The organism is Providencia sp. PROV_01, assembly GCF_053098325.1.
On the sequence record NZ_JBRFKD010000001.1, the window covers coordinates 1 to 24,587 of the forward strand.

The 24,587-nt window shown below is 38.2% G+C and carries 27 protein-coding genes and 4 pseudogenes; 19 read left to right on the forward strand and 12 right to left on the reverse strand.

Annotation, left to right across the window (positions count from 1 at the left end):
- Positions 1-587: 587 nt before the first annotated feature.
- Positions 588-1,044, forward strand: a pseudogene (gene tnpA / locus ACU696_RS00005) (IS200/IS605 family transposase).
- Between the two features lie 128 nt (positions 1,045-1,172).
- Here the strand turns inward: tnpA and ACU696_RS00010 are convergent.
- Complete coding sequence (locus ACU696_RS00010) at positions 1,173-1,745, reverse strand: cytochrome b/b6 domain-containing protein (RefSeq protein WP_110592923.1); 573 nt, start codon at positions 1,743-1,745, stop codon at positions 1,173-1,175.
- 1,400 nt (positions 1,746-3,145) lie between these two features.
- On the opposite strand from ACU696_RS00010, the gene ACU696_RS00015 reads away from it, so the two are divergent.
- The gene (locus ACU696_RS00015) at positions 3,146-3,244 is read left to right on the forward strand and encodes a type II toxin-antitoxin system RelE/ParE family toxin (protein ID WP_238563193.1); all 99 of its coding nucleotides are present in this window, start codon (positions 3,146-3,148) and stop codon (positions 3,242-3,244) included.
- Between the two features lie 174 nt (positions 3,245-3,418).
- Positions 3,419-3,538 carry a helix-turn-helix domain-containing protein gene (locus ACU696_RS00020; protein ID WP_368924810.1) on the forward strand — a complete coding sequence of 40 codons (120 nt, stop codon included), beginning with the start codon at positions 3,419-3,421 and terminating at the stop codon, positions 3,536-3,538.
- A gap of 859 nt (positions 3,539-4,397) precedes the next feature.
- Here the strand turns inward: ACU696_RS00020 and ACU696_RS00025 are convergent.
- Positions 4,398-5,420 carry a ParB family protein gene (locus ACU696_RS00025; RefSeq protein ID WP_110592925.1) on the reverse strand — a complete coding sequence of 341 codons (1,023 nt, stop codon included), beginning with the start codon at positions 5,418-5,420 and terminating at the stop codon, positions 4,398-4,400.
- Positions 5,421-5,425: 5 nt separating this feature from the next.
- Positions 5,426-6,670: a ParA family protein gene (locus ACU696_RS00030; protein ID WP_110592926.1), complete on the reverse strand. Its 1,245-nt coding sequence runs from the start codon at positions 6,668-6,670 to the stop codon at positions 5,426-5,428.
- Between the two features lie 358 nt (positions 6,671-7,028).
- Between ACU696_RS00030 and ACU696_RS00035 the strand changes: the two genes are divergently transcribed.
- From ACU696_RS00035 to ACU696_RS00075, 9 genes are all read left to right on the forward strand, one after another.
- Positions 7,029-7,208: a hypothetical protein gene (locus ACU696_RS00035; protein WP_213637272.1), complete on the forward strand. Its 180-nt coding sequence runs from the start codon at positions 7,029-7,031 to the stop codon at positions 7,206-7,208.
- Between the two features lie 64 nt (positions 7,209-7,272).
- Positions 7,273-7,386, forward strand: a complete 114-nt coding sequence (locus tag ACU696_RS00040) for a DUF4113 domain-containing protein (RefSeq protein WP_420372527.1) — start codon at positions 7,273-7,275, stop codon at positions 7,384-7,386.
- A 122-nt stretch (positions 7,387-7,508) separates the two neighbouring features.
- Positions 7,509-7,847 carry a hypothetical protein gene (locus ACU696_RS00045; RefSeq protein ID WP_209102728.1) on the forward strand — a complete coding sequence of 113 codons (339 nt, stop codon included), beginning with the start codon at positions 7,509-7,511 and terminating at the stop codon, positions 7,845-7,847.
- Positions 7,848-8,023: 176 nt separating this feature from the next.
- Positions 8,024-8,350, forward strand: coding sequence for a hypothetical protein (locus ACU696_RS00050; RefSeq protein ID WP_110592927.1), 327 nt, complete (start codon positions 8,024-8,026; stop codon positions 8,348-8,350).
- Between the two features lie 63 nt (positions 8,351-8,413).
- Entirely contained in the window at positions 8,414-10,414 is a 2,001-nt protein-coding gene (locus ACU696_RS00055; RefSeq protein WP_110592928.1) for a ParB/RepB/Spo0J family partition protein, read from the forward strand.
- A 43-nt stretch (positions 10,415-10,457) separates the two neighbouring features.
- A complete protein-coding gene (locus ACU696_RS00060) occupies positions 10,458-10,835 on the forward strand; it encodes a plasmid SOS inhibition protein A (protein ID WP_110592929.1) in 378 nt (125 codons plus the stop codon).
- A gap of 21 nt (positions 10,836-10,856) precedes the next feature.
- Positions 10,857-11,123: a hypothetical protein gene (locus ACU696_RS00065; protein ID WP_110592930.1), complete on the forward strand. Its 267-nt coding sequence runs from the start codon at positions 10,857-10,859 to the stop codon at positions 11,121-11,123.
- A gap of 332 nt (positions 11,124-11,455) precedes the next feature.
- Complete coding sequence (locus ACU696_RS00070) at positions 11,456-11,626, forward strand: hypothetical protein (RefSeq protein ID WP_447342998.1); 171 nt, start codon at positions 11,456-11,458, stop codon at positions 11,624-11,626.
- Between the two features lie 19 nt (positions 11,627-11,645).
- Complete coding sequence (locus ACU696_RS00075; protein ID WP_447342999.1) at positions 11,646-12,110, forward strand: nitroreductase family protein; 465 nt, start codon at positions 11,646-11,648, stop codon at positions 12,108-12,110.
- A gap of 553 nt (positions 12,111-12,663) precedes the next feature.
- Here ACU696_RS00075 and ACU696_RS00080 read toward each other — a convergent pair.
- Both ACU696_RS00080 and ACU696_RS00085 read right to left on the reverse strand, forming a co-directional pair.
- The gene (locus ACU696_RS00080; RefSeq protein WP_272659392.1) at positions 12,664-13,356 is read right to left on the reverse strand and encodes a RepA family replication protein; all 693 of its coding nucleotides are present in this window, start codon (positions 13,354-13,356) and stop codon (positions 12,664-12,666) included.
- A 411-nt stretch (positions 13,357-13,767) separates the two neighbouring features.
- The gene (locus tag ACU696_RS00085; protein WP_209102840.1) at positions 13,768-14,292 is read right to left on the reverse strand and encodes a hypothetical protein; all 525 of its coding nucleotides are present in this window, start codon (positions 14,290-14,292) and stop codon (positions 13,768-13,770) included.
- 424 nt (positions 14,293-14,716) lie between these two features.
- On the opposite strand from ACU696_RS00085, the gene ACU696_RS00090 reads away from it, so the two are divergent.
- The 4 genes from ACU696_RS00090 (at position 14,717) to ACU696_RS00105 (ending at position 17,078) form a co-directional block, all read left to right on the forward strand.
- Positions 14,717-15,286, forward strand: coding sequence for a ProQ/FINO family protein (locus tag ACU696_RS00090; protein ID WP_198642037.1), 570 nt, complete (start codon positions 14,717-14,719; stop codon positions 15,284-15,286).
- Positions 15,283-15,516, forward strand: a complete 234-nt coding sequence (locus tag ACU696_RS00095; RefSeq protein ID WP_232801087.1) for a DUF2913 family protein — start codon at positions 15,283-15,285, stop codon at positions 15,514-15,516. Before ACU696_RS00090 ends, ACU696_RS00095 begins: the two co-directional genes overlap by 4 nt.
- An 84-nt stretch (positions 15,517-15,600) precedes the next feature.
- Entirely contained in the window at positions 15,601-15,828 is a 228-nt protein-coding gene (locus ACU696_RS00100; RefSeq protein ID WP_232801085.1) for a hypothetical protein, read from the forward strand.
- 314 nt (positions 15,829-16,142) lie between these two features.
- Positions 16,143-17,078: an Rpn family recombination-promoting nuclease/putative transposase gene (locus ACU696_RS00105; protein ID WP_110592970.1), complete on the forward strand. Its 936-nt coding sequence runs from the start codon at positions 16,143-16,145 to the stop codon at positions 17,076-17,078.
- A gap of 7 nt (positions 17,079-17,085) precedes the next feature.
- On the opposite strand, the gene ACU696_RS00110 is transcribed toward ACU696_RS00105, so the two are convergent.
- The 3 genes and pseudogenes from ACU696_RS00110 to ACU696_RS00120 form a co-directional block, all read right to left on the reverse strand.
- On the reverse strand, positions 17,086-17,226 hold the full coding sequence (locus ACU696_RS00110; protein ID WP_213637274.1) for a hypothetical protein: 141 nt from the start codon (positions 17,224-17,226) through the stop codon (positions 17,086-17,088).
- A 325-nt stretch (positions 17,227-17,551) separates the two neighbouring features.
- Positions 17,552-17,825 (reverse strand): annotated as a pseudogene (locus tag ACU696_RS00115) (arylsulfatase regulator).
- A pseudogene (locus ACU696_RS00120) lies at positions 17,822-18,106 on the reverse strand (helix-turn-helix domain-containing protein); the annotation flags it as partial. The pseudogenes ACU696_RS00115 and ACU696_RS00120, both read right to left, overlap by 4 nt.
- 612 nt (positions 18,107-18,718) lie before the next feature.
- On the opposite strand from ACU696_RS00120, the gene cspE reads away from it, so the two are divergent.
- Entirely contained in the window at positions 18,719-18,931 is a 213-nt protein-coding gene (cspE, locus tag ACU696_RS00125; RefSeq protein WP_110592971.1) for a transcription antiterminator/RNA stability regulator CspE, read from the forward strand.
- 12 nt (positions 18,932-18,943) lie between these two features.
- Positions 18,944-19,060: a cold shock small protein YmcF gene (ymcF, locus tag ACU696_RS00130; protein WP_232799088.1), complete on the forward strand. Its 117-nt coding sequence runs from the start codon at positions 18,944-18,946 to the stop codon at positions 19,058-19,060.
- A gap of 740 nt (positions 19,061-19,800) precedes the next feature.
- On the opposite strand, the gene ACU696_RS00135 is transcribed toward ymcF, so the two are convergent.
- Positions 19,801-19,980, reverse strand: coding sequence for a hypothetical protein (locus ACU696_RS00135; RefSeq protein ID WP_110592972.1), 180 nt, complete (start codon positions 19,978-19,980; stop codon positions 19,801-19,803).
- Between the two features lie 519 nt (positions 19,981-20,499).
- Entirely contained in the window at positions 20,500-21,426 is a 927-nt protein-coding gene (lpxL, locus tag ACU696_RS00140) for an LpxL/LpxP family Kdo(2)-lipid IV(A) lauroyl/palmitoleoyl acyltransferase (RefSeq protein WP_198642036.1), read from the reverse strand.
- Positions 21,427-21,884: 458 nt separating this feature from the next.
- On the opposite strand from lpxL, the pseudogene ACU696_RS00145 reads away from it, so the two are divergent.
- Positions 21,885-22,025: pseudogene (locus tag ACU696_RS00145) on the forward strand (recombinase family protein); the annotation flags it as partial.
- A 73-nt stretch (positions 22,026-22,098) separates the two neighbouring features.
- Here ACU696_RS00145 and ACU696_RS00150 read toward each other — a convergent pair.
- Positions 22,099-23,424, reverse strand: a complete 1,326-nt coding sequence (locus ACU696_RS00150) for an exo-beta-N-acetylmuramidase NamZ family protein (protein ID WP_371021571.1) — start codon at positions 23,422-23,424, stop codon at positions 22,099-22,101.
- Between the two features lie 51 nt (positions 23,425-23,475).
- Entirely contained in the window at positions 23,476-24,564 is a 1,089-nt protein-coding gene (locus ACU696_RS00155; protein ID WP_123382856.1) for a hypothetical protein, read from the reverse strand.
- Positions 24,565-24,587 lie beyond the last annotated feature (23 nt).

Below are 24,587 nucleotides of genomic sequence, written 5' to 3' on the forward strand. Positions count from 1 at the left end.
TGTTACATATTTTACATTCTATAAATATCTTTATAAAACAATAAGTTTAAAAATAATTTTTTTATAAGGGCATTTTGTTTTCAAAAAATGATGCCCATATTTAGGTTTAAATCTTGATTTTATGAAAAAAAAAGAATATATAACTGAAATTAATATATATTCATATATAAACTTATTATGTAACAAATATGGCCATAAGTATCCAGTAAAACTCCTTCTACGTGTTTTTTTGGGCTGTTAGATTTTACTCACTCATTCAATGGGTTGTGGTTATGTATATGATACTAGATTTAAAATTTGAGTAATATTTTCGTTATTACATATATATAACACTAACATGCATTATAATTACTAGCGACCTTACTTTAGTTTCTATAGTTATTATTTGGTTGGAAATTATTTGTTTTGTAAAATTATCACGATTATTGCTCTTTATGTTTTTCGCTAGTTTAAGTTGCGTTAGCCCCTTAAACATAAAACCATCTACTTTGCTTGTATAGTTAAAGGGTTACACCAAGAAAAATTCCTTTCCGTTACGATATAGATATTCAAACTAATATTTGTAACCTAAATAAGGAAAGGTGTTTATGAGCATTAAAGTACAAAGCTCAGCATATTCAAAATTGCTATGTAAATACCACATCTTATTTTCGCCGAAATTCGGACGGAAAGTGATTTTTTATAATATTCGTTCAAGTGTTGGTGCTATTCTACGAGACCTTTGTAAGTACAAAAATATTGAAATAATCGAAGACCATCTGATGCCATATCATGTTCACATGTCAGTCAATATTCCTCCAAAGCTAAGTGTTTAAAGTTTTATGGGCTTTTTGAAGGATAAAAAATTAGTTGATGATCTTTGATAGACATGCGAATTTAAAATATCAATTTGGCAATAGAAAATTTTGGTCAGAAGGTTACTGTGTAAGTACGGTAGGGTAAAATGAAGAGGCAATTCAGAAGTATATCAGAGGGTAAGAAAAGTCAGATTTAATTTCAGATAGACTTAGTACGAAAGAGCATATAGACCCCTTCAAGAGGTAGGCAAAAGTAGCAAAGACATTTAGCTTGAACGAAGAGAAAGCAACGTCATTTAGGTACTGCCTTATAGGGATAGAGCAAACCACCTGCATAGCGGGTGGTTATGATTGATAGTAATGTATCAAATAAGTCTATTTGCCTTTGTGTTTTTTCCAAATTACAAAATGAATAATTCCTAATGTACCGTGAGCATAAATATAAATCTCAATTAAAATTGTAAGTGATTTATGAATACTTCTCGCCTCTAGAGTGAATGCTGACTGCTGTAACCATAAAATGAACCATGCAACACCAGATAATATAACAATTGATAAAGCTCCTAACCCTAACCCTTGAACTGTTGCTGCTAGTCCTTTAGGAGCGCTATCTGGTAGCTTTTTAGCTAAAAGGTAACGTATGTCTTCTTTGATTTGTTTAAAGTCACCCCAAAGGTAGGGATAAAAATATCTAAGTCCGCGTTGTTTAAAACACGATAGGACTAAAAAGAAAGTTAAAAAAAGGAGTACAAAACCCGAAAAAATATGAATCCAAGTGAACAAATAAATCATGTCAAAAAAAGGAGGAACCACTGACTTTGTCCCCATCATCCAGTTGCTAACAATGATTTGCGATATTACTAAGAGTAGAATTAACATATGTAAAATTCTTATTTTTTTAGTTTGATAAATACCAAAAAAATCCCAGATCGATTTAAATATGTTCAAAATATTTCACCTTTTTATAGTCTTTTGTACGGTTAAAGATTGATAGATTATAATCTGATTATATTTGAGATTAAATTCTATTTAATATAAAAAATAGTCTATATCCACCATCTAATTGTGACTTTCTTTTTTTGATAATTTTATTTGTCTTGTCAATTTTACTAATGTATATTTTATCAGTGAGCAAGCTTTGTAAACTGTCATACTTATCCATTTGGTAAATTGAACGATCTACACGCCAGTAAAACAGTTTGTCAGTAATGATATCCAGAGGATTTCCTTTTAGATTATCAATAGATAAAATAGTATGTTGTTTGAAATATCATGAATAACTTGATTTACTGTTTATATAGTAAGTTAATTAGTTAACATTTAAATTTGTAAATTATGAATATTCATCATATATAGTCGTTTCACTTAATATTTTAGAAAAAGCTAGCATTTATCTGAAGTTTTATAAATTAGCAAATCTAATCTAATTTTCTTATGTATTTATGATTTAGTTCATAATTGAACTATTTTTGTTTCAAGTATATAGATACCTTATCATTTACTGAATGCACATAAGTAACATGATAAGTTTCTCGATCTACACTCATACCTTTCATATAGTTATACTCAAATGATATGCCAAACAATATAACTCAAATATTAGAATTTAACTAATGGCATCAATTAAATATATATCATCACAGGCTGAAATTCAGACTGTCATCAAAGCGCTTGGCGTTAATTTAACGTTGAAATAAGATAGTAGTATCACATAGATAAAAGCTAATCAGCCTTTAGCGATAGTGAAAAATAAGTTATCAAAACTAGTGTAAAATACAGTAAAAGCGGTATATCGCTCAGTGAATTTTCCCCTTCAGGACAAGTACAACTGAATTTATTTGAGAGTGCCCTCGGATTCACAAGATAGATGAACTTATACAGACGATTGATCAGAATAATAGTTGAAAAGGTGCTATCTGGTTTACAGCTCAGGTGATTCGATCGCAATCCGCCTTGTGGAAAATGAAGCCGCAGCTTTTTCTCCTCGATGGACTACAAAATTTTCAGATTTTCCCTTTGTTAGAAGTTAATGAGATTAAAAAATAATCTTTCTATTAAGTTCATCGATAATCAATTGATTGCATCAATTATCCACATGGATAAATGTATTTCTCAACTACTTAACTAGATTTTTTTATCCTTTATAAATTGCATTTAATTGCAAATTGGTAGAGGGGGATATGCATACAGTCAAATACCACAAAGAAGTAGAAAAAGAAGCCAATGATTTATCCATTAAAATAAAAGTTAAATATGATCGTATAGTGCAGAAAATGGAATGAAATCCCCATATTTTACAGAAAACAGAAACTAAACCTCTTAGGGATGTATTATTTGAACTCAGAAGTATCAGGAATGATTTAGATCGAGGGCTTTGGGTATATCATAAAGGAAAAATAATTTATATATTGCTGATTTTCATAAAAAATACAAAAAACAGAATTTGAGATCGCAAAAGCAAGATTGCAAGGGATACTGAATGATAAATAAGCACAATGATTTGTACAGTGAATGGATGAAAAAAATCTCAATATTGGGCCGATTATGAAGAAGAACTATAGAAAGAAAAATTTCAAGCTCTGCTAACAGAATGGTGCAATAACGCATGTTTAACTAAAAAATTGGGTGTTAATCACTCAACTATCACTCGTATGGAGTCGAATTTTGATAACGCGAGTATCCGTAATATTATTAAATATGCAGTAGCCTGTGATATTCAAATTTCAATAATCTCACTTTAATTTTGCAGAGTCTGAATAATGGTCATAACACATGCGAGTGTAGCGTGAATCCGTCATATCGACGCTTGCAATCTAAGATTTGGGAAGCCTCGCTCTTTAAGTTGGGGAGCAGGCACGTGGCAATATTTTTCAAAAACAATTAATGCCTTGCTTTTTGAGTAGATTATTGTCTCAATGGGTTTTATGGTGAGCATATAGGCGACAATTAATGTTCGAATTTCTTCTTTTCTCAAAAACAGTTCCGAGGTACATTGGTTGACGATGTTGAAGACACTTCAAGATGACTTCTTGCTATTAAAAGAGGACTTATCAAGCCAATTATTGACAGTACCTTACGCTTATCTAAAACTGCTTATGCTCACAAGCGAATCTCAAACAACTAAGCTCGTAGGAATATTATAATTATATCTTAATGCTATTGTATCGGGATAGTAAAGCAACTTACGGTTAAAATATCCGGTTGTCTGACAATATTCCTTTTTTTGCAATTCCAACAGCAGCTACAAACTCATCAAATAGTCGTCTTTAGGCTATCAGTCGATATATCCCCTCCCCGACTATATCTGGCAAGGGTGATTTATCACTAGCTAGTTTGACTATAATGTCGAATACTCTCTACCTAAATGTAAAGTTTAATAGTATGTTGGATAGAGTAAATACTGTGTAATTTTTGACGAACAAGGGGGTTGTTTTATTACAAAAAAATGAAAATAAAACTATAATGCATTGTTTATATTAGTTTAATTTTATTAGTTGTTTTGGCGAAATACCATTGATTTCGATATGCTATTTTATGGTATGTTGGCTCAGTAAATGGAACACCTCGCCATTTACGGCAAGGCGTAGTCACATTGTTTTTTTATTCTTTACTTTTTTCTTGAACTATTTTAGATAGCTTTAGCTTTATCAAGCGTTCAAGCTCTTGAATAACGGTTTGATTAAGCCTATTAAACTCAAAACGTACTTTTCTACCGTTTCCACTGTAGCTAATACGGGCATATTGATCCTTATTATTGAATTCGACAATATCAGAGGTTTTCCATGCTGAGGCGGGCTTAGTTTTGTCTGTCATCAACTCTAAAATATTTGATAAATCGTCTAATATATTTTTTTGTGTTTCTTGGATATTTTCAATTACTAGGCCTTTACGATTATCTCTGACCTCTTTGCATAGTACTGCTAAATCTATGCCCTCTTTATGTGCATTACTTTGGAGTTTAGAAAGACGGGCATAGAATGTATTAGGTATTCCTTCGCAGTCAGGAAATAAATTAACTAGACGTACATCAATTAATGCTGCCTGAATACGTTTACGAACTGACTCAGTACTTATACCAATATATTGAGCTAATTGTTCATTAGTTGTGAAGTTATTATCCTCCATTAGCTTTTGATACTGTAAACCTACCTCGCGGTAAGAGAGTTTTCGAGAACTTTGCGCAGCACTAATAATAGAGAAAATATCTTCATTGGATATGTCGTTTGGTAAAACCCATAATGGTAGGTCGGTAGATAATTTTATGCAGCAATAGCGACGTCGACTTCCTTCAATTAAGTGGTAAATACCATCCTTTCTGATAGCAATACCTTCAGTATCCACTCCCCGTTGTTTTATTTGTTCCAGAATATCGCCCATGGAGTTCTCATCCAATGCTTCCTGGTTACGTGGATTAAGATAATGAACAACAGTTTGTTCAGAGACTTTATCCCCTGAGACTATGATGTGTTCAGCATCAACTTTGTGCCCGTTTTTCAGTGTAAAGGTTCTTTTGGGGATATTCCCCCCTTTTAAAGAGGGGAGTCCATTTCTCTGCTCAAAACGTGTTTTCTTCGAATTTCCTAAATACATATCTTTGTTTGTGCCTCTTTCTACATCAGTCATGCGGATTACTCACTTTTTGCAGAGAAACTTTTGATTTCATTTATAAATTGTTGATATACCGAACTTACTGACATTTCAGCTATATCGAACTGTTTTGCAGGACATAAATCCTCTGATTTTTTGATATCTAAGACTGTCCTGCCCCTTTCTGCTGCTGCAACAAAAGCCTCTGAATGTTTTATATTAGTTGTCATGAACTTGTCTTGTACGGTACGTACAAGCTTGTTTAATGTTCGAACTTCATGTTGGCTTTTATCATCGACATTAACAGCTAGTACCTTCATCCATTTGATATTTTCTCCTCTAGATGGTAGCTGCTGTAAACGTGCACCAATCGTTAGCATATAATTTGTTGTGGAAGCAAAGTCATACTCACGCGGTGTTATTGGCACTAGTAGTGCATCAGCAGCTTCATTTGTTGACCATATGATTGGCGAGTCTTGTGGTGGGGTGTCTATAAAGATAAGGTCATAATGCTCTTTTAGAACAGGAACGACAATATCTCTAAAACGAGTGAGAAGCTTATTTCGTTCATCTTTGCTTAAGCGCCAGTATAGATCAGTGAATCTATCATCTGTGGGAAATGCTGTAATAACATCCATATTCGGAAGATGAGTACTGAATGGAATATTAGCGATGATATCTGCCTCAGAATAACCTGCTGCTATATATTGAGAATAATCACCATCAGGCTCGTATTCAGCCAGCAAAACATCGGTAATTGTTAGATAAATATCGTCATCATTAGTGGTTCGGATAAGATTATTTCCGATAGAGCCTTGAGGGTCTAAGTCTACGATGCAACAGCGGGCGTTTAGGTTTAGATCTAATGCAGCAGCTGTTGCAATTGTGGCTGTAGTTGTACTTTTTCCTGTTCCACCTTTATGGTTTTCTATGACGATGACTCTTGGCTTATACATATCCGAGTAACGATGGGCTCCCAGTTCTTCCATGATCATTTGAACGTCGAATCGTGTATAAAGATGGTTTTTATTTTGAAAAATAGGTTCGCCAATGATTTTCTTAGCCTGCATTTCAGTCACTATCTTTGAGAATGTATTGCGAGATTTTCCAAAAAAATCAGCCAGAGCTGTTTTGTTTAAACAGTGGTTATATATAAGCCTGTCCAGACCATCTACTTGTTTATCAGTAACTTTAATTGTATTTACTTCAGCAATAGATTCTTTTAATGAAATTTGTTCAGCTTTCATTCGCTGACCAATTATTAGTATTTGATCTAAAATTGACATTTTTTGCCCCTTGCTTGGTTTTTTACATTATTAATGTAAATTGTGCGTATAACAAGTTAATATTGCTCTTAAGTGCACAAAATGAAATATTACGCTTGATTATTTGACGGTGATATCTTGGCGAACAAGGGGGTTGTTTTTTGCGGGGAACAGAAAAAATCTTTTAAAAAGCCTGTAATAACAAGAGATACGGTATAACTTTTTTGATATCCTTCACCGGCAAGCACGGTATGTCTTACCGCTAAGATGTTACATGCTCAAATTATTGGCGCACGTTCGCTTGGCCATAAAGTGGTGGGTTACGAGTTACTTCGCTAATCGGTGTGTGCGTTTGCCGAACGCGCAGCAGAAAAATTGTGTGAAGAAAAAACAGTATTGTCGATTAGTGATATTGTGGGTGCAGAGTAACCATTTTTCTCATCATGAGTCGCATTATTATCAGCAAGAAGCCCAAACACTCATTTATCCTACACAAGATACGCGCAATATTATTCAGGCGCAGTCATTTTGTTTGACCGACTTTGGCTTCCGAATGTGAAATACAGTAAAATTGGTGAACTGATGCAGACGATTTACCAGATTAATCGAGGAAAAGATGCTATCTGGTTTACAGAGCAGGGTATTCAAGTGCAACCAATTTATGGAAAATGAAGCAGCAATTTCTTTCACCGCGTTGGACAACGCAATTCTCGGACATTCCTATCGTAAAATGCTAATCATTGGGTGATGATTTTTTGAGCAGCGTTGATATTCATTCATTAATCAAACCATTATCCTTGTTATTAACAGGGCTATTTCAAGTTATCCACTGATTTTGTGGATACGCCCATTTTGAGTTTTGGGGCAACGGATTCACACTGGCGTTGAGCCAGTATTAAGTCGAACGCCGGATTGTCCCCATTTACACACAGTTGGCGCAGGTTCCCCGTACACTCCCGTTCTCGCGCCTGTTTGGGGCGCGCTCACTGGCTCGCCAAATGTGGAAAATGGGGACAACCGGCTTGAAAGGACAACCACTGCGCCTTTTAACGTTTTCAACGTGGCGCAAAGGGCAGGGGTGCAGCTCCCTGCGGGACCGCCCCTGGTTCACTGCTTAGCTGTGCTAAGCGTTAATGGCGACTTGCCGTTCGCTTCTCTCGCTGCAAGTCGGGTGCTGCCATTTTCTTCACCTGTGTGATTAATCTTTCATCGAGCCCCTCCGCTTGGCCTAAAACATAGCCTCGTCTCGTCATACAGCAAGCGTAAAGTGCACTCCAACAAAATTCTTGTCGCTGCGCTTTCCAACAATTTTGTTTCCGCCCTTGCTTCCTTCCTCGTCTCGGCTATGTACGGCCTTTGCAGCGGAGGAACTCAATGAAAGAAATCATTAACACCGAGGAGGATTCAAAAATGTCATCACATCAAAACCTTGCAGCTCCAGAATCTAACGAAAGAAGGGGTAAAACCCCACTGACTGACGGTCAGAAAGCGGATTTATTGCATTACATTGCACCGTTGACACGGTTATTGGATTTATTCGAGGGGGATATTTCACCTGAGTTATACGACGAAGAAATCACGCTGCACAGTGATGCGTTCGATTCCAACAGTATTTTTGTGAAAGACGGCTATCCGATTGGCTTTAGCGACAATTTAAACAACATGTTTTATCTGCGTCCTGAACTCATTCAAGCATCTTAGGTGCTAAGAGAGCCTTGTCACTCTCTTAGCAAAGACACGTTAACAACAATAGAGGTATCAATTATGTCTACATTAGAAACTAGCATTAACCCAAAACAACGTAAAGCAAAAAAAGGCGCAAAATCCGCACAGGCCGACGCGATTTATCAGGCATTAGACAGCATGGAAGCGCATGTGTTGCCGTTATCGGTATTGGTACAGAGTGAACTCAATGTGCGTAAACGTCCGATGGATGAAAAAGCCTTGTCAGAACTGGCAGACAGTATTCAAGCGGTCGGGGTGTTACAAAACTTGGTGGTTTACCCGATGGGCAATGACGTCTACGGGGTTGCTGCGGGTCAACGTCGTTTACTGGCGTTACAACAATTGGTGACAAAAGGGCATTTAGCGTCGAGTTTCCCTGTGCCTGTCAAAGTGGTTTCAGAGTCCGATGCGCTGATTATTTCCCTGACGGAGAACAGCCAACGTGAAGCCATGCATCCAGCCGACCAACTCCATGCTTTTATCGAGCTACAAAAAACAGGCAAAAATGCGTCTGAAATCGGTGACTTATTAGGGTTTAGCACTCACCACGTGAAAAAATGTCTGCGTTTAGCAAACATGGCTCCCGAGCTATTAGCGGAGTTGGATGCGGACAATATCACGCTAGACCAGCTGCAAGCGTTAGCCGGAACCCCTGATCATGACCGCCAAGTCATGGTATGGAATAATGCAATGGGTTGGAAAAAAGAGCCACGTTACTTACGTGAAGCAGTCGAAGAAACCAAAATCCCCGTCGAAAATAATCGACTGGTGAAGTTTGTGGGGTTGGATGCTTACGAACAAGCAGGGGGAACCCTTGAAATTGACCTCTTTACCGAAGCCGGATTTATTGAAAATGCCCCACTATTAGAAAAATTAGCACTCGATAAACTCACTGTGTGTGCGGAACTGTTAGCGGATATTGAGGGTTGGCAGTTCGGTACTGCCCGTTTAGAGCGTCCGAGCTTTTACGGTAATGACGCAGAAACCTTGTCACTCAGTCATGCGCCCGAGGCGGTCATCCCCCCTGAATTTGCGGATTTATTGGCTGAATTGCGTGCTCGTGAAACGGATTTACGTCAGCAATCATGGGAAACGGATGACGAAAATGAACAAGCTGACCTTTGCCAAGCCGTGGCAGACTGCGAAAAGCAAATCGAAGACATTAAAGACCGTACCAAAAATCAGGAGTGGACAGCCGATAGAAAAGCAACAAAAGGCGTTGTTGTCTACCTTGACCGTGATGGAGAACCGTGTGTCATCCGTGGCGTCATTGACTTAGCACAGCAAGAGTCACAGTGCAGTGAAGCGGAAAGCGAAACTGAAAGTGTGAGTGAGCAATCAACAACTCAAGTTGAGACGGTTTCTACCTACAGCGCAGCCTTGTGCAAAAGTCTCTCTTCGGAGCGCACATTAGCGGTTCAAGCGGCATTAACACAACATCCAAACGTGGCACTGGCGATTTTGGTTCATGATGTATGCATTCAAGTGTTTGGTTCACCGTATGCCAAAACTGCATTTAACATTAAATTTTCGCTTTCTCAGGAGGAGTTACTCAAAAATGCCCCGACCGCCCAAGACAGTGAAGCATTGCAATTACTTAATACGCAATTTGAGTCATGGTCAGCGCGTCTCCCTGACGCATGGCAAGCCGATTTCTCATGGTTGTTGTCATGGGAGCAAGCGGATTTAGTCGCATTACTGGCGTTTTGTTCCGCGCAAACGTTAAGTGAAGTGAACCATCATGCTCCGCACGATAACACGTTAGCTAAAGCTTTGCGTCCAATTGAGCAGGCGATTGCCTTCGATTTTCGCCAGTGGTGGCAGCCAACAAAAGCCAATTTCTTTGGGCGTATCAGTAAAGACCAAATCAGCGATTGTTTAGCCGAGGCAGGCGCATCAGATAAAGTCCTTGAAGCCGTCAAAATGAAGAAAGGGGATGCTGCGGAGTTGGCTGAAAACACCCTCAAAGATACGCATTGGTTGCCTCGCTGTTTTCTCGATGTAAACGCTGACACTCACAACACCGATAACGCACAATAATCAGACTGGAGACACTGCCCTGAAAAGGGCAGTGTGAATAATCATGACAACTATTCCAAACCATTTAGCCCTTGTACCCTTTAATGACCGTCAATATGCCGCTGCAAAAGCTATTCTCTTTGTCGAAAATAAAATACAAAAAGGGCAATACCAAAAACGGTATCTCTATGCGAGTGCGTTAATTCGATTTTTTACGGGGAATAAAAACGCTATAACCGCAAAGGATTTGCACTCTACGTTTGTATTATCCTTTGATGACAAGCGCGAAATGCCGTCAAAAAATCGCTATCTTGCCGCCCTTGATACCTTGATTTTGCCCCGTTGTGTTCGGCTCTGGTTCTCTTGGATTTTAATGAAGATATCGATACCCGATCATACGGTGAACAATTACTGGATAATTATACCATTCCCAATAAATTAATCGGTTGAAAGGGTGTTGACGATGAACGAATGGAATGTAGTTTTACTTGAAACTGAAGACAGTTTGCTATCAATGATGCGCGGTGAGCACTCAAAAGAAACGGTGATTAACTCAGCAATTGCCGCGAATGAAATTTCACAGAGTGATCGAGAAACGTGGTTAGCCTGTGAAGATATCTATGTGGATTATTATAAGGCGGTGCCTCGAGAAGGGTATGCAGCCTATTATTATCCCGTCAGTCAGGACGTTAAAGAGGCATTTTTAGCTACGTGTCTCGAGCTATTTTAGATTGCTAGCGAGACAGGGTGAAATAGAGGATAACAGTACGTTTATGCAATAGCGTGTGTTGAGTATTAAAATAGCGATAACATAATAAAATCTTGTGTTTTTAATTAATTATGATTAAGCCATGAGGTTATGAATTTAATCTACATAGCCGTTGAAGTAAATGGCAGTATTTGATAACTCTAAGGTAATAATTTTTGTTAAAGTGCAACAGTTAAAATTACGAGTCATAGAGTGATATATAACAATAAAATATTTCTATCTGCTATGTTATTTAGTAAACACGCAGTTAGTAGTTTTTATCTATTGTTCTTGAAAAATAAAGGATTAGTTTTATGAGTGAAGTTGATATAGCAAGTATTTCCGAAAAAAGATACACAACAAAATACTACGATGGTTCAAAAGAAGTTTCAAAAAGTGACTTAATAAAACTATTAACTGTATTAAGAAACAGCCCATCATCAGTGAAACTCTCAGCCTTGGCATTTTTTTATTATAAACAATAAAAATAACCCTAATCTGCTATTGTCGGGCGTGTTAGACTTTAATCATAGTCGAATAGCCGATTCTACTTATACCATTGTTTTTTGTATAAGGAAGTCAATGGATAATGAATATTTAGAGCATTTAACCAATACCGAAATTAATGACAATAGATTTGAAAATCTAGACATTGCTCAAGAGATGGATAAAGGGCGTCGCTATTTTGTTGAATTAAATAATAGTAGCTCAGAAGAACTTAAAAACTGGGAAAGCAAACAACTATATCTTGCATTAGGTCAATTTATGTTTGCGGCTGCCGCACTAGGGATAGATACAACTGCTATAGAAGGATTTAACAAGGAAGAAATTGATAATATTTTAAATTTAAAGGAAAAGAACCTAGAGAGTGTAGTCATGACTACGATTGGCTATCGCTCTGAAAGTGATTCGAATGCGAAAAGGCCAAAATCACGCCTCAAAGACGATGAGATATTTACTTTCATTTAATGCTTTAACGATAAATGGACGACTGATAGATTGGAAGTTGGAAGTCGCCTGTTTAGTCATGAATGACAACAAGTTAATAAAAAGACAATAATCAAAGTTAAATGAATTGTTGATAGCTCTCCTTAAACAGCGGCATCACCCTTTGTCTCTCGGAAAACGAGTATACCTCGTTAGCTTTTGAGTGTGAAAACAGTCCGTTTTGTTAAAAATAGATGAGGCTATACAGGGTGGGATTACATGTAGCTGATTTTAAGTGGTAAAAATAATGAGATTGCACTTTTTGAGCAAAAGTTTAAATCAAAATTCATTCATCATAAAAACACAATAATCCCTTATGGGCTCCTACGGCGGCTCTATGTCCTCGAGCTGCCGCCTACACTCCAGCGCTATTCGTTTTATGAATGGGTTTCCGCAAAGCGCGGAAATGATGTATTGGGTAGGGCGAGAGCAAGCTGCTAAAACAGCCCCGACAGAAATTATCTTAATACAGTTTATGGATGCGTTATCCGTTATGCCCCATTGGATTGATAAGGCAACAACAATACAGAATCATTTAAATTGTAAGAGATGGTTTAAGTTTGTTGAGCAAGTTGCGAAGTTTATGCTTGTTATCGAGGGAGGCGACATTGGCGCGCGCGAGGCGCAATACATGCTGTGCGTACCGTTTTTGATAGCTTTCCTTTAATCCTTGTTTTTCCATCCAACGGCTAAAACTGGCCACCACGTCACGTAATTCCAGTTTCGAAAAGCCGAGCCCGTGAAAAAATTCAGGCCGTATCCAAATCCGCATGGCTTTGTATTGCTTGGCTTCGATATCAAAATCGCGGTCAATCACAATCAGGTTAGCTTGTTCCCAATCGCGTAAGGCATGAAGTATGGGGTCATAACTTTTACGACCACTGTCATAGCGATACAGTTGACCACACAATTCCGCCAACTTCTCCACCGAACACATCACTTCAAACAACGTGTCACTTTCGGGGTTGTAATCAGCATAGGCGATCATGGCCATCGCTAACGCATCAAAGGTTTCCCGGCGCTCAGAACGCACAGATATCCGCTGCTTTCGGCTGTAGCGCAGTTGGTAAATATGGGGATTGCGGTTCCAATCGTGACGCTTTAATGCGGCCGCAAAGCGACGCACAGGCACTAATTTCGGTAATTGCCCTAAAAATTTTGGCGCATAATGCCGATGAATTTTACCGATGGAACAAAGAATTGCAGGAATTGAGATCCCATTAGACATGTCTCTCCGCACTTATGTTGTACGGAAGGAGTTGAATTTTTTTGCGCATAATTCTATACTCCCCACTAGGAGTTCAACATTCCACCTAGCGGAATTGCTCTGATGACCCCTGATAATCTTTCCTCGACCCGCCAAGATTGAAGAAGATTACAGGGGTTTTCTATTTGGGTTCACAGCACATTTTTGTGTGTTACATCCCATCTTTTGCCACCTTTCGGCGTGGCGACCACAAAATTCACATCAATTGTCGGCTAATTTAGCACTCTATACGCATTCAAGCAACGTCTTCACGATAAAGACGCGATTTATTCACAAAATTTGTGATAAAACTTGAGGTTCGACGCGAGAGAAAACTAAAAGAAACTGGCGGAAATCGCCGACAATGCGGGGTAAAACAGAAATAATAGGGTGTTAATCACCAAACTCACGATCTCTGGATTTTTCCATCACCATTTCACGCTCTTGTTGGCGCAAAACGTCCCGTTGTTGTTGCTGATGTTCACGTTCAAGCTGAACGGCCTTTTCAATCACTCGCTCTTTCGCCTCCATTAAGTCATGTTCCCCTTTCAGCAAGCTATCACGCTCTTGTGCCATCATCTGCCTCAGTTCGTCTTCGTTCAGTTCTGGCACCTTAGACTCGCTGTTCGCTTGCTGGCGTAGGGCAGCTTCAGCCTCTTTTAAGGCTTTATCAATCACCTGCTCTTCTGGCGTTTGCAGATTTTTTGGGTCACTGTCTGCTTTATTGGTTTGCGCAGTATTCTGGTTTCCATAGGCGTTATCCACTTCCCCTTGCGTGATTTTTTCAATCATGGCCGTGTGTAAACGTTCATCCGGATTGAGTTGCACCACCACCCCCTGTTCAGGTTGCTGTGCCATCGTCTCAAAGGCGGACTCAAGACTGTTCACAATCACGGTGTTGCGGCTCTGCTTTTTCAAGCCGCACACTCTAAAGAGATAAACCCAATAAAGCCTTCGCTTACATGCCATAAATGGCTGTCGCTCAGATTACGGTGCAGCATTGTGCGATTGCCCCCGTAAAGCTGGCCTTTGGCCACCTTAACGCGCAGCTACAGCCGTTCATCGAGGCTACGCCTCTCGCCCGTCTCACTGCGTTTTTCAAAGGGTCAAATAACCTAAATAACAGTTTTAATATCATTGAGCTTAACCAGGACAGGGGGCGGATAGGGGGCATTAAACAGCGCGTAACCGCTAACGCGGGTCTCGACGGCCCTAACCACTATTCGTTCTTTGTGACTCTTTTTGCCGTCTACCGCCCTACGGGCTGGTGATTTAGGTGAAATTTCGTGATAATCTGCTATTAATGCATTGATGATCAAAATGATTTTGGTGTGAGGTTAGAATGGAACGCAAAACACTGACGTTAAAACGTTCGACGATAGAAAAAGAGTCGGAAAGTACCGAACCGGTTATTCAACGTCGCCGTAAACAGGTCGTGGTCAATACACAGCGTAAATCCCATAAACTCGCCAAAACAGCGCCAATCCAACCGCCTAAAAAAGAGACCTCTCCGCCCGCGAAAAATCAGAAAGCGGTTGTCATTCCGTTAGAAAAAAAAGTTATTCTGCCAACGCCGCCAAAAAAACATCTCCCCTTAGAGGAAGCTATCGCGAATATCTCAGCTTATTGGCCACAACTCTTTCCAAATGGACAACTTCGACCGATGGCGGTTGGCACACGTGAAGCCTTATTTGCCGATAAAAAGGTGCGTGAATTGCCGATTTCGTACAAAAAGCTAAAACGCAGCCTTGCGGCCATTAGCTATAGTGTCAAATACCGCACGACGATTATGCCTGGTGCGGTACGCTATGATAAAGACGGTCAACCGAACGGGACTGTCACGGAATCGGATGTCGCTGATACGTTAAAACGTATACAAAGACTCGCTAAACAACAATCACGATCCGCATGACAAAAACAATTCATTCCCCGATTTCTGTTGAAGAAAAAAATCATTGGTTAGGTAAATTAGCCTTTGCCGCTTTAGTCGCGCTCAAACTGGCGCAGTGGGATGGAAAAGCTGCCCGAAACGCCCAGTCCGAAAATCTTTTTCTGCTTCGCTGGTTACAAACGGCCCTGAAACAAAAACGATTTCACCGCTGCATCGTCCCTGATTTTGAATGGCTCATCCACCTTGGCTAACAACGGTTAATGACCTCAAAATTAAAATCACGGTTATAATATTTATGGCGTTCGTGTTGTTGTGATATAGCCAGCCAAAGTGATTTGTTTCGCTTAACTTACGCGACTGAGTTGCTCAAAGATTTAGGGTGGGATAGCGTGGTACTCAGTGATGACCGCTGGCAAAAAATGATTGCGAAAAAGCCGAGGGTGACTGCAACCCCCACCTTCTATGTTACTGCCTCTGCTTTAACCACTGGATTCAGTGATGACGGAAAACAGATTGACTCGGTGGAGTTTTGGGTGCTGGGTGATAAAGCACAATTTAGTTAAGTCATCAAACAACACCATCTTCAGGGCGAATTTGATGACTCTTTACCGCACTATCATTTATTGCCGTTGTAGTCCCTCGTTTTTCTGTTTTTATCGATAAGAGGAAAGACAATGACTTGGGCTAAAACGCATTTAATTTTTTATTTATCGTCCATGATTTCGCTAATCCATTGAAATAAAGTCACTAAATGCACTGAGAGTGTGGATGAAAATGTAAATTAGACTTCACGTGAACATTGAAATCCGAAAAACAGACAGAAAATTAATTCTGCGTTATGATGCTCATTCTTTAGTGAGGAGTGAGTAACCGAATAATGAAACCTAAGCATACGCCGACGGCACATGATGCGGCTTTTAAAGGGTTTATGACGCAGATTGATAGCGCAAAGGACTTTTTTGACATTCACCTGCCTGAGCACATCAAAGCGTTGTGTGATTTCAGCACATTGGCACTGACAAATTCCTCGTTTATCGATAAACAGCTACGCTCTCGATTATCCGATGTGCTTTATTCGGTGCAAACAACGGAAGGTGAAGGGTATATCTACCTTCTCGTCGAGCACCAGTCCACGCCCGATAAACTAATGGCCTGGAGACTCATGCACTATGCTTTTTTAGCCATGAACCAACATCTTCAGCAAGGGCATAAAACGTTACCGTTAGTCGTGCCGGTACTGTTTTATCACGGTGGTCGTTCACCCTACCCCTATTCTCAATTGTGGACCGATTGTTTTCCATTACCGGATATGGCTAATGAATTATATACCCAGCCGTTCCCGTTGGTTGATGTGACGGTGATTGATGATAACGAACTAGTTAATCATCGCAAGGTGGCTGTAATGGAGCTGGCGATGAAGCACAAATATTTGCGGGATGAATTTGACACTATTATCCCCTTATTGGCACAAGCACTCAATCAACAGTATAATGATGATAACGACATCGTCACTATCCTCAATTACCTGTTCATTGCACTGGACTCTCCCAACTTTGAACATATTGTCCAGCAATTGAGTGAACAGGCAGATAAACATCAGGAGGTTATTGTGAATATTGCACAACGCTTACAAGATAAAGGTCGTCAAGAAGGATTACAGCAAGGTATAGAGCTAGGTAGGCAAGAAGAACGACAACTTGCTCATCAGCGTCAACTGGATATGGCGCGTAACTTGCTTAAAAATGGGGTTAGCCTTGACCTAATTGTTGAAAGTACCGGTTTAAGCCGTGAAGAACTCATCTCCCTACAGTAGTCTGGCCCTATTTCGTTTTCATTTTTGTGCTTAACGCAAACGTCGCTAGCTCAATGAGTTTAGCGATGTTTTGCACTTTTTCATAACGTTTATAGCTTCGCACGCTTACCTCCAGTTCCTCAGCCGCGCGTTCCTGACCCCAATTCATTCCCCGTCGCCACAGTTTCAATTCAAACCCAGTCATGAGTATTATTTTTCATGTTAAAAGTGTCATTATGTCACTTTTAACCGGTTTATATTGAGTTGTAAAGTGAGGAGTTTAGATCGCCATTTCGACTTTATTCATTTAGGGAAGATGGCATATAATCATCCAAATAATCATTTTATGGCGGTGTAAGGAAACCCAAATGAAAGACATTAACTTAATTTCACTCACGCAAGCAGCAAATACATTAAGTGAAGCCTATTTTACGCGTTATTATAAATATTAGGGGTTCTACGCCGGAACCGCCGAAATTTCCGAAATCAGTTTTTCAATGAACTTTAGGGACTTCAATAACACCATCAGCAAATCCTCTGTGCGAGTCGCTCCATCCATTTTGCAAAGCGATAATATCCTGGATATTGTTGGCATAGGTAATCCATCTGGACTTTTGATGTGCTATCCATTACCTGTTTAAATGCTTCCATATAGTCATAACATCCCTGTAAGAGTTCAGCATCTGCGCTTTCTGTTAGCGGAAATTGGCAGGTATAATCATGAACTATCTTAGCTAGCTGTCGTTGCTTTATGGTCAAGTCGATCATTTTTTTCCTCGTGAAAGAGTACGGTAAACTGTTGGTCGAGAGACCGAAAATAACTCAGCCAAATCACTAATCGAATATTGCCCAGTTTCATGTATCCGAAACAGCTCTTTTTGTTGTTTATCAGACAACTTCGGTTATTTCCCTCTAAGTTTTCATTTTGCTTGGGTAATCGCCATCCCTTCTCGGGTTCGTAGACGTATTAAATCACCTTCAAATTCAGCAAAGGTCGCTAGCACATTGAAGAACATTTTTCCCATCGGGTTTGCTGGATCGTAAATGCTATTAGGGGGGCACGCCCATTTCATCGAAAAGTCCAATGTTTGCTCGTAACCCTGTAATACCAAGGTGTTAAGAGGATAATTGTATTATAGATAAGTCATTTATTTCGCTGATTTCATCTATTTTGATATCTTTGAAATCGTATGTTTTGTGCAACCTATCAGGTTTTCTATCTGGCTATAACTTTTTCTCTCCCTCAGCAGGCCTTTAATTTTTTGGTGTAATATTTTGTTGATCGGACGACCTTTATATTTTCCTACTTGTTTGGCTTTTTGCGCCCCCTTGCGCTTGACGACGACGTCTATCTACATAATCCTTCCTAGCGACAGGTGCCAGCATGTCTAACATAAACATAAGACTTACTGTTACGTTTAAGAGCCCGATTTTAAATAAAACGGGAATAAGGTTTGCTATCCTATAAATTGTGTGGCTTAATGAACCTATTGGTTTGGAAGTACAGGCCTATTTATGCTAGTCAGTTTAAAGTTGTTCTCCATTTAGCGTTATCTAAGATACCTCTTCATTGCGAATTCCTTCTAATTAATTCCCATAAGTAAAAATAAAAATCAAACCTCATCTATGCCTTATGGCAATCAAAAATTAAAGGAAATTCTATGTCTAATACAATGACTGGTTTAGTAAAATGGTTTAACGAATCGAAAGGTTTTGGTTTCATTTCCCCACAAGATGGAAGCAAAGATGTATTTGTTCACTTCTCTGCAATCCAAAGTGATGATTTCAAAACATTATATGATGGGCAAAAAGTTAGCTTCTCATTAGAGAATGGCGCAAAAGGTCCAGCAGCAGCCAATGTGGTGGCGCTTTAAGGCAATATTAATATGAGATGTCCTTGTTGTAAGGGATCTCAGTATAGACGCTATCACTTTGATGTCTCAAAAAGTAATCCATATGGCGCTAAATGTATTTTCTGTAAATCTAATATGACGTCAGCTTAAATAACATATAGCTCATGAAACCTCGTAAATACGGGGTTTTTTATTTTATATATCATTATAATCCCCTTGTGAGTGAGTTATGTGTTATAATACGTGACTCATCATACCTCATTGCTATAAAAAGCAAATCTTGCCGTTGCGAGTTTTTATTTTAAAAATAGATGTGGTATCCAAAGGATTTATTTCTTAAGGGATTACCTATGAACTTACCTACCTTTTATCAACGAATCTTATCACTTACGCAAAATGTATTAACTATTTCTGGGTTGCTTTTAGCGACACTTGCATTGGTCTACTGGATGTAAACGCATTCCGCCATTAACTCAATTGGAAGAGTATTTAGTCTTAGCAAAACTAAGAGTCGAGATTCGATGCCTCGATGGCGGTCCATAAGTTATAAATCTTTTGTGAAATGTCAATGTGGAGATGTATGAACTATTATATTCAGACGACGATGGAACCCGAAGGTAATTACAAAATACACAAAATTGGGTGCAAACAAATGCCGATAACTTCAAATCGTTTCTGTCTAGGTAACCTACTTAATGCTATACGGGCAATAGAAGCCGCTAAAGCTTCAGGGTATAGCCTCATTAAGGTATGCTCATGTTGCATCAGTGGAAGTGCAAAGTAATAAGTTGAAAATAAAAATATACTGCCTAGTACAGCTAGTTTTTTTGTTTTCTATAACGACAAGATATAATTCACTTTGAGAGAGAAAGCTCAACTGCATTTATTTATTAGCAACAGTGCCCTTTGAGGGTATCTGGAGGAATTCTTTTTTCACGATATTTTTCGGCGATTTTTCTGAGTCCGTCATAAGTCCCAACTATTCCCTCGCAAATAATAAGTTGTTGCGTTTTTATCGCCTCATCTGAAGTAACCCCTAAATTATCGAGAGCGTGATTGAGCGACTGCATAAGAAAATCACCTATTAATTTTATATTTTCCATACGATTAATTGAAATCAGATATTCTTATATAAAGTAAAAGCCCTAACATTAAATAAAAACTGTCAGGGCTTTTACGGTACTGCATATTTTACATTTAACATTAATGACTACTAACGTAATATTACTTTGATACTGCATTAAAAACGTACTTGCTTGTTACAATATGGTTTTTCTGAGTGATTTATTTCCTACAAACTTCGTTAAAATTAAATTTCTCTATAAAAACTAAACAGGTACATTTCTCCCTACGCGATATAGACTCTTATTCCGTAGCCTTACTTCAGTTACTAACCATTGCAGTTGTAACCCACTAGAAAATCGCAGCCTGACATCATCGCGTTAATTACGTATTCCGTAATTATTGTATTAACAGCTTACATTTTGCTGTTGCGATAAATCTATCAAAAAAAATTTGAAGTCAATACTGTTTTTGCTTACATATCTGATAAAATAAACAGCATTAACAATATATCATCCACTTTAATATTAACCGAGATATAAGGATCTTTCGTCTGCAGGTCTAGTTTTAAATCGTCGGTGTGCCCACAGGTACTGTTCTGGTGCTCTCATTATTTCTTTTTCTAGCACATGATTAATTGTCGTTGCATCTTGCAGTGCATCACCTGTAGGATAATTATCTATTATTTTCCCCAGTACCAAATCATAGGGAATGCCATGACTATTGCGAATTAATGTGGCTGTAAGCGTTGGCGAATGAGATAACTGGGCTAATGTTGAGGGTCCTTTAGATGTTGACGTATTTTTAACAGAAAAAAATGGGGCAAAAACGGTACCTTTTCGACCAAAATCTTGATCTGGGGCAAACCAGATAGCTTGTCCTTTTTTTAATTCTTGTACCATAAATCTTAAATTTTTACGGTTAATCATTCCTTTCCCTGATCTACAACGTCCTTTTGTTTGAATGTATTCCATAGCCTTATTATTATGTGGCCTATACATCGCATTAACTGGAAAGCAAAGCCCCATTACCCTCCCGCCTAATTCTAATGACATAAAGTGAACGCCGATGATAATGACCCCTTTATTTTGGGAATATGCTTCTTGATAGTTAGATATCCCTTTGACTTGAAAAAGTTTTTTGATTTTTTTATCACTCCAAAACCACGCTATTCCTGTTTCAAATAATGCGATACCAAGCGCTCTTAAGTTTTCTACAACTAGAGCGTCAATTTCTTTGGCATTTTTATTTGGAAAACATAATTCCAAGTTTCTTTTTATTATTGAAACTCTTCTTTTAATAAAATACTTCGAATTTTTACCCAGAAACCCACCAAGTTTAATTTGCCATTTGTAAGGAAGTTGAACCAATAAAAATAAAGTCATAATCCCTATCCATGTAGTGGCATATTTGGGATGGAGTAACTTTAAAGAAAAAGGGTTTTTAGCATACATCAGATTTCTCAACATACAGTAATAATATAAGTTATGACGATAGATAATACTGATGTTATCGACAGATATCACGTATTCTATTATCCATTTTTCGTGAAAAATGGCTTTAAATAGTCACTCTTTGTATTTAACAAAACAGCTCTAGAACAATAAAACTACGTTGTAAGCCAGCCTTTTACATAGAATACTTCTGTCTTGCAGGCACAGAATAATAGGTTTTATCTTTTGCCATAATTTTAGCGCCACTTGATGATGGTTATGTATACAGTATTGGTGTGGGTACTAGAAGGTCAAAATAATTTCTTTGTGTACGAAAGCATTCGGTTTCGTACTGACGTAATAAGTGGTGTACGAAACCAAGCTTAATTAAATTCGTATATACGTTATTATTCGATATCTATTTCGGATGGATAATGTCGTTATGTCACGAGTTTTATGCTTATTGCTGAGTTTCGACACTGGAACAAAATACAGCAAACCAAAGAAGATAAATTGAAGTAGCTGGTTTTAAAGCTGAGCCCTATTGAATTATTTAAGAGCGTATTAGTGGATCGGTTGCAGCCAATGAACGACCCGGTTTTTCACGTCTACGGGATAAAGCCATAAAATACACACGGATCTAATTTATTATTTGCAACAAGCCTCTTCAAAACCGTCTACCCAAATTAAGTATTAATATAGTTTGTATTTATCACGTAATTTTAAATAAGCTTGATTTTCTTCACGCCAGCTTTGTTCAATCCAGGCAATAGTCTGCTCCTGAGTAAGCCCTTTTTCGGTTGCTTCATTCAGGATTGTTAAAAGCTTTTGGTTACCAACCAATTTAGCTAACCAGAGAGGGCGAATAACAAAATACTCATCCTGATATGTTAAATACTGAGCTTCTTTGTCACTGTCAATGCTAAGAGGATAACCTTTTTCATGAAATTTAAACCACCATTTTACAAAATAACTGATCGTTGGTTTAATATTCTCCTTATCGAGATGAACCAATGACTCTCCATAAACCTGTTTACCAGCTTGTGGCCATCCATACTGTTTTTGGCTAATATCAACAGTATATCGTGCAGTTTCGTAAAATTTTTCCGATGAAAAGCCCAATAGTTCAAATGGATGATCAGAGCCACGTCCCATATTAACACTCGTAGCTTCAAATAATGCTAATGAAGGATAGAGCTTTATCGATAAATCTGTTCTCAAATTTGGAGATGGGACCCTGGGTAGATGATATGGCATATCGTGACGATAATTATTCATCGGGATCACATGAAGTTTATCCGCAGGAAATTGATATTGGGCTTGGCCATGGGCTTTCCAATTAGTATCTTCACCACCCGTTAACCACCCCTCATTCACTATCATTAATGCAAACTCACCCGAGGTTAAGCCATGAACTATAGGGATGGGATGCATACCAATACCTGAAATGAATTGTTCTTCAAGTAGGGGGCCATAAACGATATCTCCCAGTGGGTTTGGTCTATCAAACACCATAAATTCTTTATGATGTTTTTGGAGGCTTTCGAGTAGATGATGCATAGAAATCGTATAGGTGAAAAAACGAACACCCACATCCTGTAGATCATAAACAACTATATCAACATCTTGTAACTGTTCTTCTGTTGGGTGTGCTCGTGAACGCCCCTTATCATCTCGCCCATACAGGGAAACGATAGGTAACCCACTTTGGCTATCAATATGGTCACTATCACCAAAACCAGCATCTTCGTTTCCTCGAATGCCGTGTTCAACAGAAAATAACTTAGTTACTTTAAAAGTGTATTTTTCTTGTTCCGATAACAACTTATCTATGGTATGCCTTTCATCTTTGTTAACAGAACTCTGATTGACCATTAAAGCGACTTTTTTACCTTTCAGGAGTGGGCCATAAATGGCCTCTCTATCTACTCCAAGTACAATATCTTTACTTAGCTCATTATTTGCTAACGCAAATACACTATATGCACTTGTCAGGAAAAAAGTTAAAAAATAAAAAATTTTTTTCATAATAAAACTCGCTATATCCAATAATCAACGGTTCGTGACATACTAAAAAGTATGGCGTAATTCGATTGCCCAGAACCAAAAATTATTATTTTCTTTAGTTCCTTTTGTCCATGTAACCTCGGGGCGATAGTACGTATCCCAGAATATGGATGTTCCATTTGTGATAGGATAGAGCAATTGAAAGCCATAGCGGCTTCTGTCTTTTTCTTTAAAAAGAAATTCCTGATTATTAGAATCACGGAAACTTTGTTTTCCTTTTGTTAGTGCATAACGAGTATAAGGCATAATCATGAGTCCATTATCAAATCGATAACGATATACTGCCCATAGAAAATGCTCATTATTATGTAATGTATTAATTAGATTTTCATCAATATAGAGGTAATTCACCCACAAAGAATTTTTCTTATTAAAGGTATACGTACCGCCAATAAAATGCTCATTAATTGAGCTCCAATTGCGCTTATAAACACCGTATTCACCTTTTGCACGTGCATAGTCGAGTTTTCGGTCAATAAAGCGAAATGATAAGCTTCCATTAAAACTAATATTATCTGAATATTTGTAATTGAATTGAGGCCTCACCCATATTTCATGGCGTTCTTCACCTTTTCGAATATCCCCTTTATATTGAGGCGCGGCTAATGCTGGATTACTGATGGATGCGTAATGCCAATTATCATTACGATAACCAAGACGTAATTTAAAGTTTCCAGGCTTATCATGAAACGTAAATGGAAAAGTTCGAGTAGCACCAACTTGCCAGCGAGTCCTATCATACTCAGAATTATTATCTAAATACGTTTTTAAAACCTGAATATCATACATCCAAAGTGAGTTATTTTGATAAATAAAAGCGCCAAAATAAGGAGATGTCGCTACACTCCCTTTAAGAAACTTCCAATTATCATCACTATCAATTTCTTGCTCAGTGCCAAGGTAAGATTCTACGTTCCATATTTTCTCTTTATTTTTTTTCTCTAAATCACTTTTCTTTTTTTCTAATTCATTAATTCTTTGGTTCAATTTTATAATTTGTTGGTCATAATCTATTTCAAACTCATCGGCTATTGACTGTGAGGAAGTAAAGATCATCATTAGTCCAATATATAAATAGCTTTTTTTAAACATAACGCATCTCCATTCAAATTAAG

Coding starts and splice junctions, on each gene's coding strand:
- ACU696_RS00025 (WP_110592925.1), bottom strand. CDS start 5,420: ATGACTGATGTAGAAAGAGGCACAAACAAAGATATGTATTTAGGAAAT.
- ACU696_RS00030 (WP_110592926.1), bottom strand. CDS start 6,670: ATGTCAATTTTAGATCAAATACTAATAATTGGTCAGCGAATGAAAGCT.
- ACU696_RS00050 (WP_110592927.1), top strand. CDS start 8,024: ATGAAAGAAATCATTAACACCGAGGAGGATTCAAAAATGTCATCACAT.
- ACU696_RS00055 (WP_110592928.1), top strand. CDS start 8,414: ATGTCTACATTAGAAACTAGCATTAACCCAAAACAACGTAAAGCAAAA.
- ACU696_RS00060 (WP_110592929.1), top strand. CDS start 10,458: ATGACAACTATTCCAAACCATTTAGCCCTTGTACCCTTTAATGACCGT.
- ACU696_RS00065 (WP_110592930.1), top strand. CDS start 10,857: ATGAACGAATGGAATGTAGTTTTACTTGAAACTGAAGACAGTTTGCTA.
- ACU696_RS00070 (WP_447342998.1), top strand. CDS start 11,456: ATGAGTGAAGTTGATATAGCAAGTATTTCCGAAAAAAGATACACAACA.
- ACU696_RS00080 (WP_272659392.1), bottom strand. CDS start 13,356: ATGTCTAATGGGATCTCAATTCCTGCAATTCTTTGTTCCATCGGTAAA.
- ACU696_RS00090 (WP_198642037.1), top strand. CDS start 14,717: ATGGAACGCAAAACACTGACGTTAAAACGTTCGACGATAGAAAAAGAG.
- ACU696_RS00095 (WP_232801087.1), top strand. CDS start 15,283: ATGACAAAAACAATTCATTCCCCGATTTCTGTTGAAGAAAAAAATCAT.
- ACU696_RS00105 (WP_110592970.1), top strand. CDS start 16,143: ATGAAACCTAAGCATACGCCGACGGCACATGATGCGGCTTTTAAAGGG.
- ACU696_RS00110 (WP_213637274.1), bottom strand. CDS start 17,226: ATGAATTGGGGTCAGGAACGCGCGGCTGAGGAACTGGAGGTAAGCGTG.
- cspE (WP_110592971.1), top strand. CDS start 18,719: ATGTCTAATACAATGACTGGTTTAGTAAAATGGTTTAACGAATCGAAA.
- ymcF (WP_232799088.1), top strand. CDS start 18,944: ATGAGATGTCCTTGTTGTAAGGGATCTCAGTATAGACGCTATCACTTT.
- ACU696_RS00135 (WP_110592972.1), bottom strand. CDS start 19,980: ATGCAGTCGCTCAATCACGCTCTCGATAATTTAGGGGTTACTTCAGAT.
- lpxL (WP_198642036.1), bottom strand. CDS start 21,426: ATGTATGCTAAAAACCCTTTTTCTTTAAAGTTACTCCATCCCAAATAT.
- ACU696_RS00155 (WP_123382856.1), bottom strand. CDS start 24,564: ATGTTTAAAAAAAGCTATTTATATATTGGACTAATGATGATCTTTACT.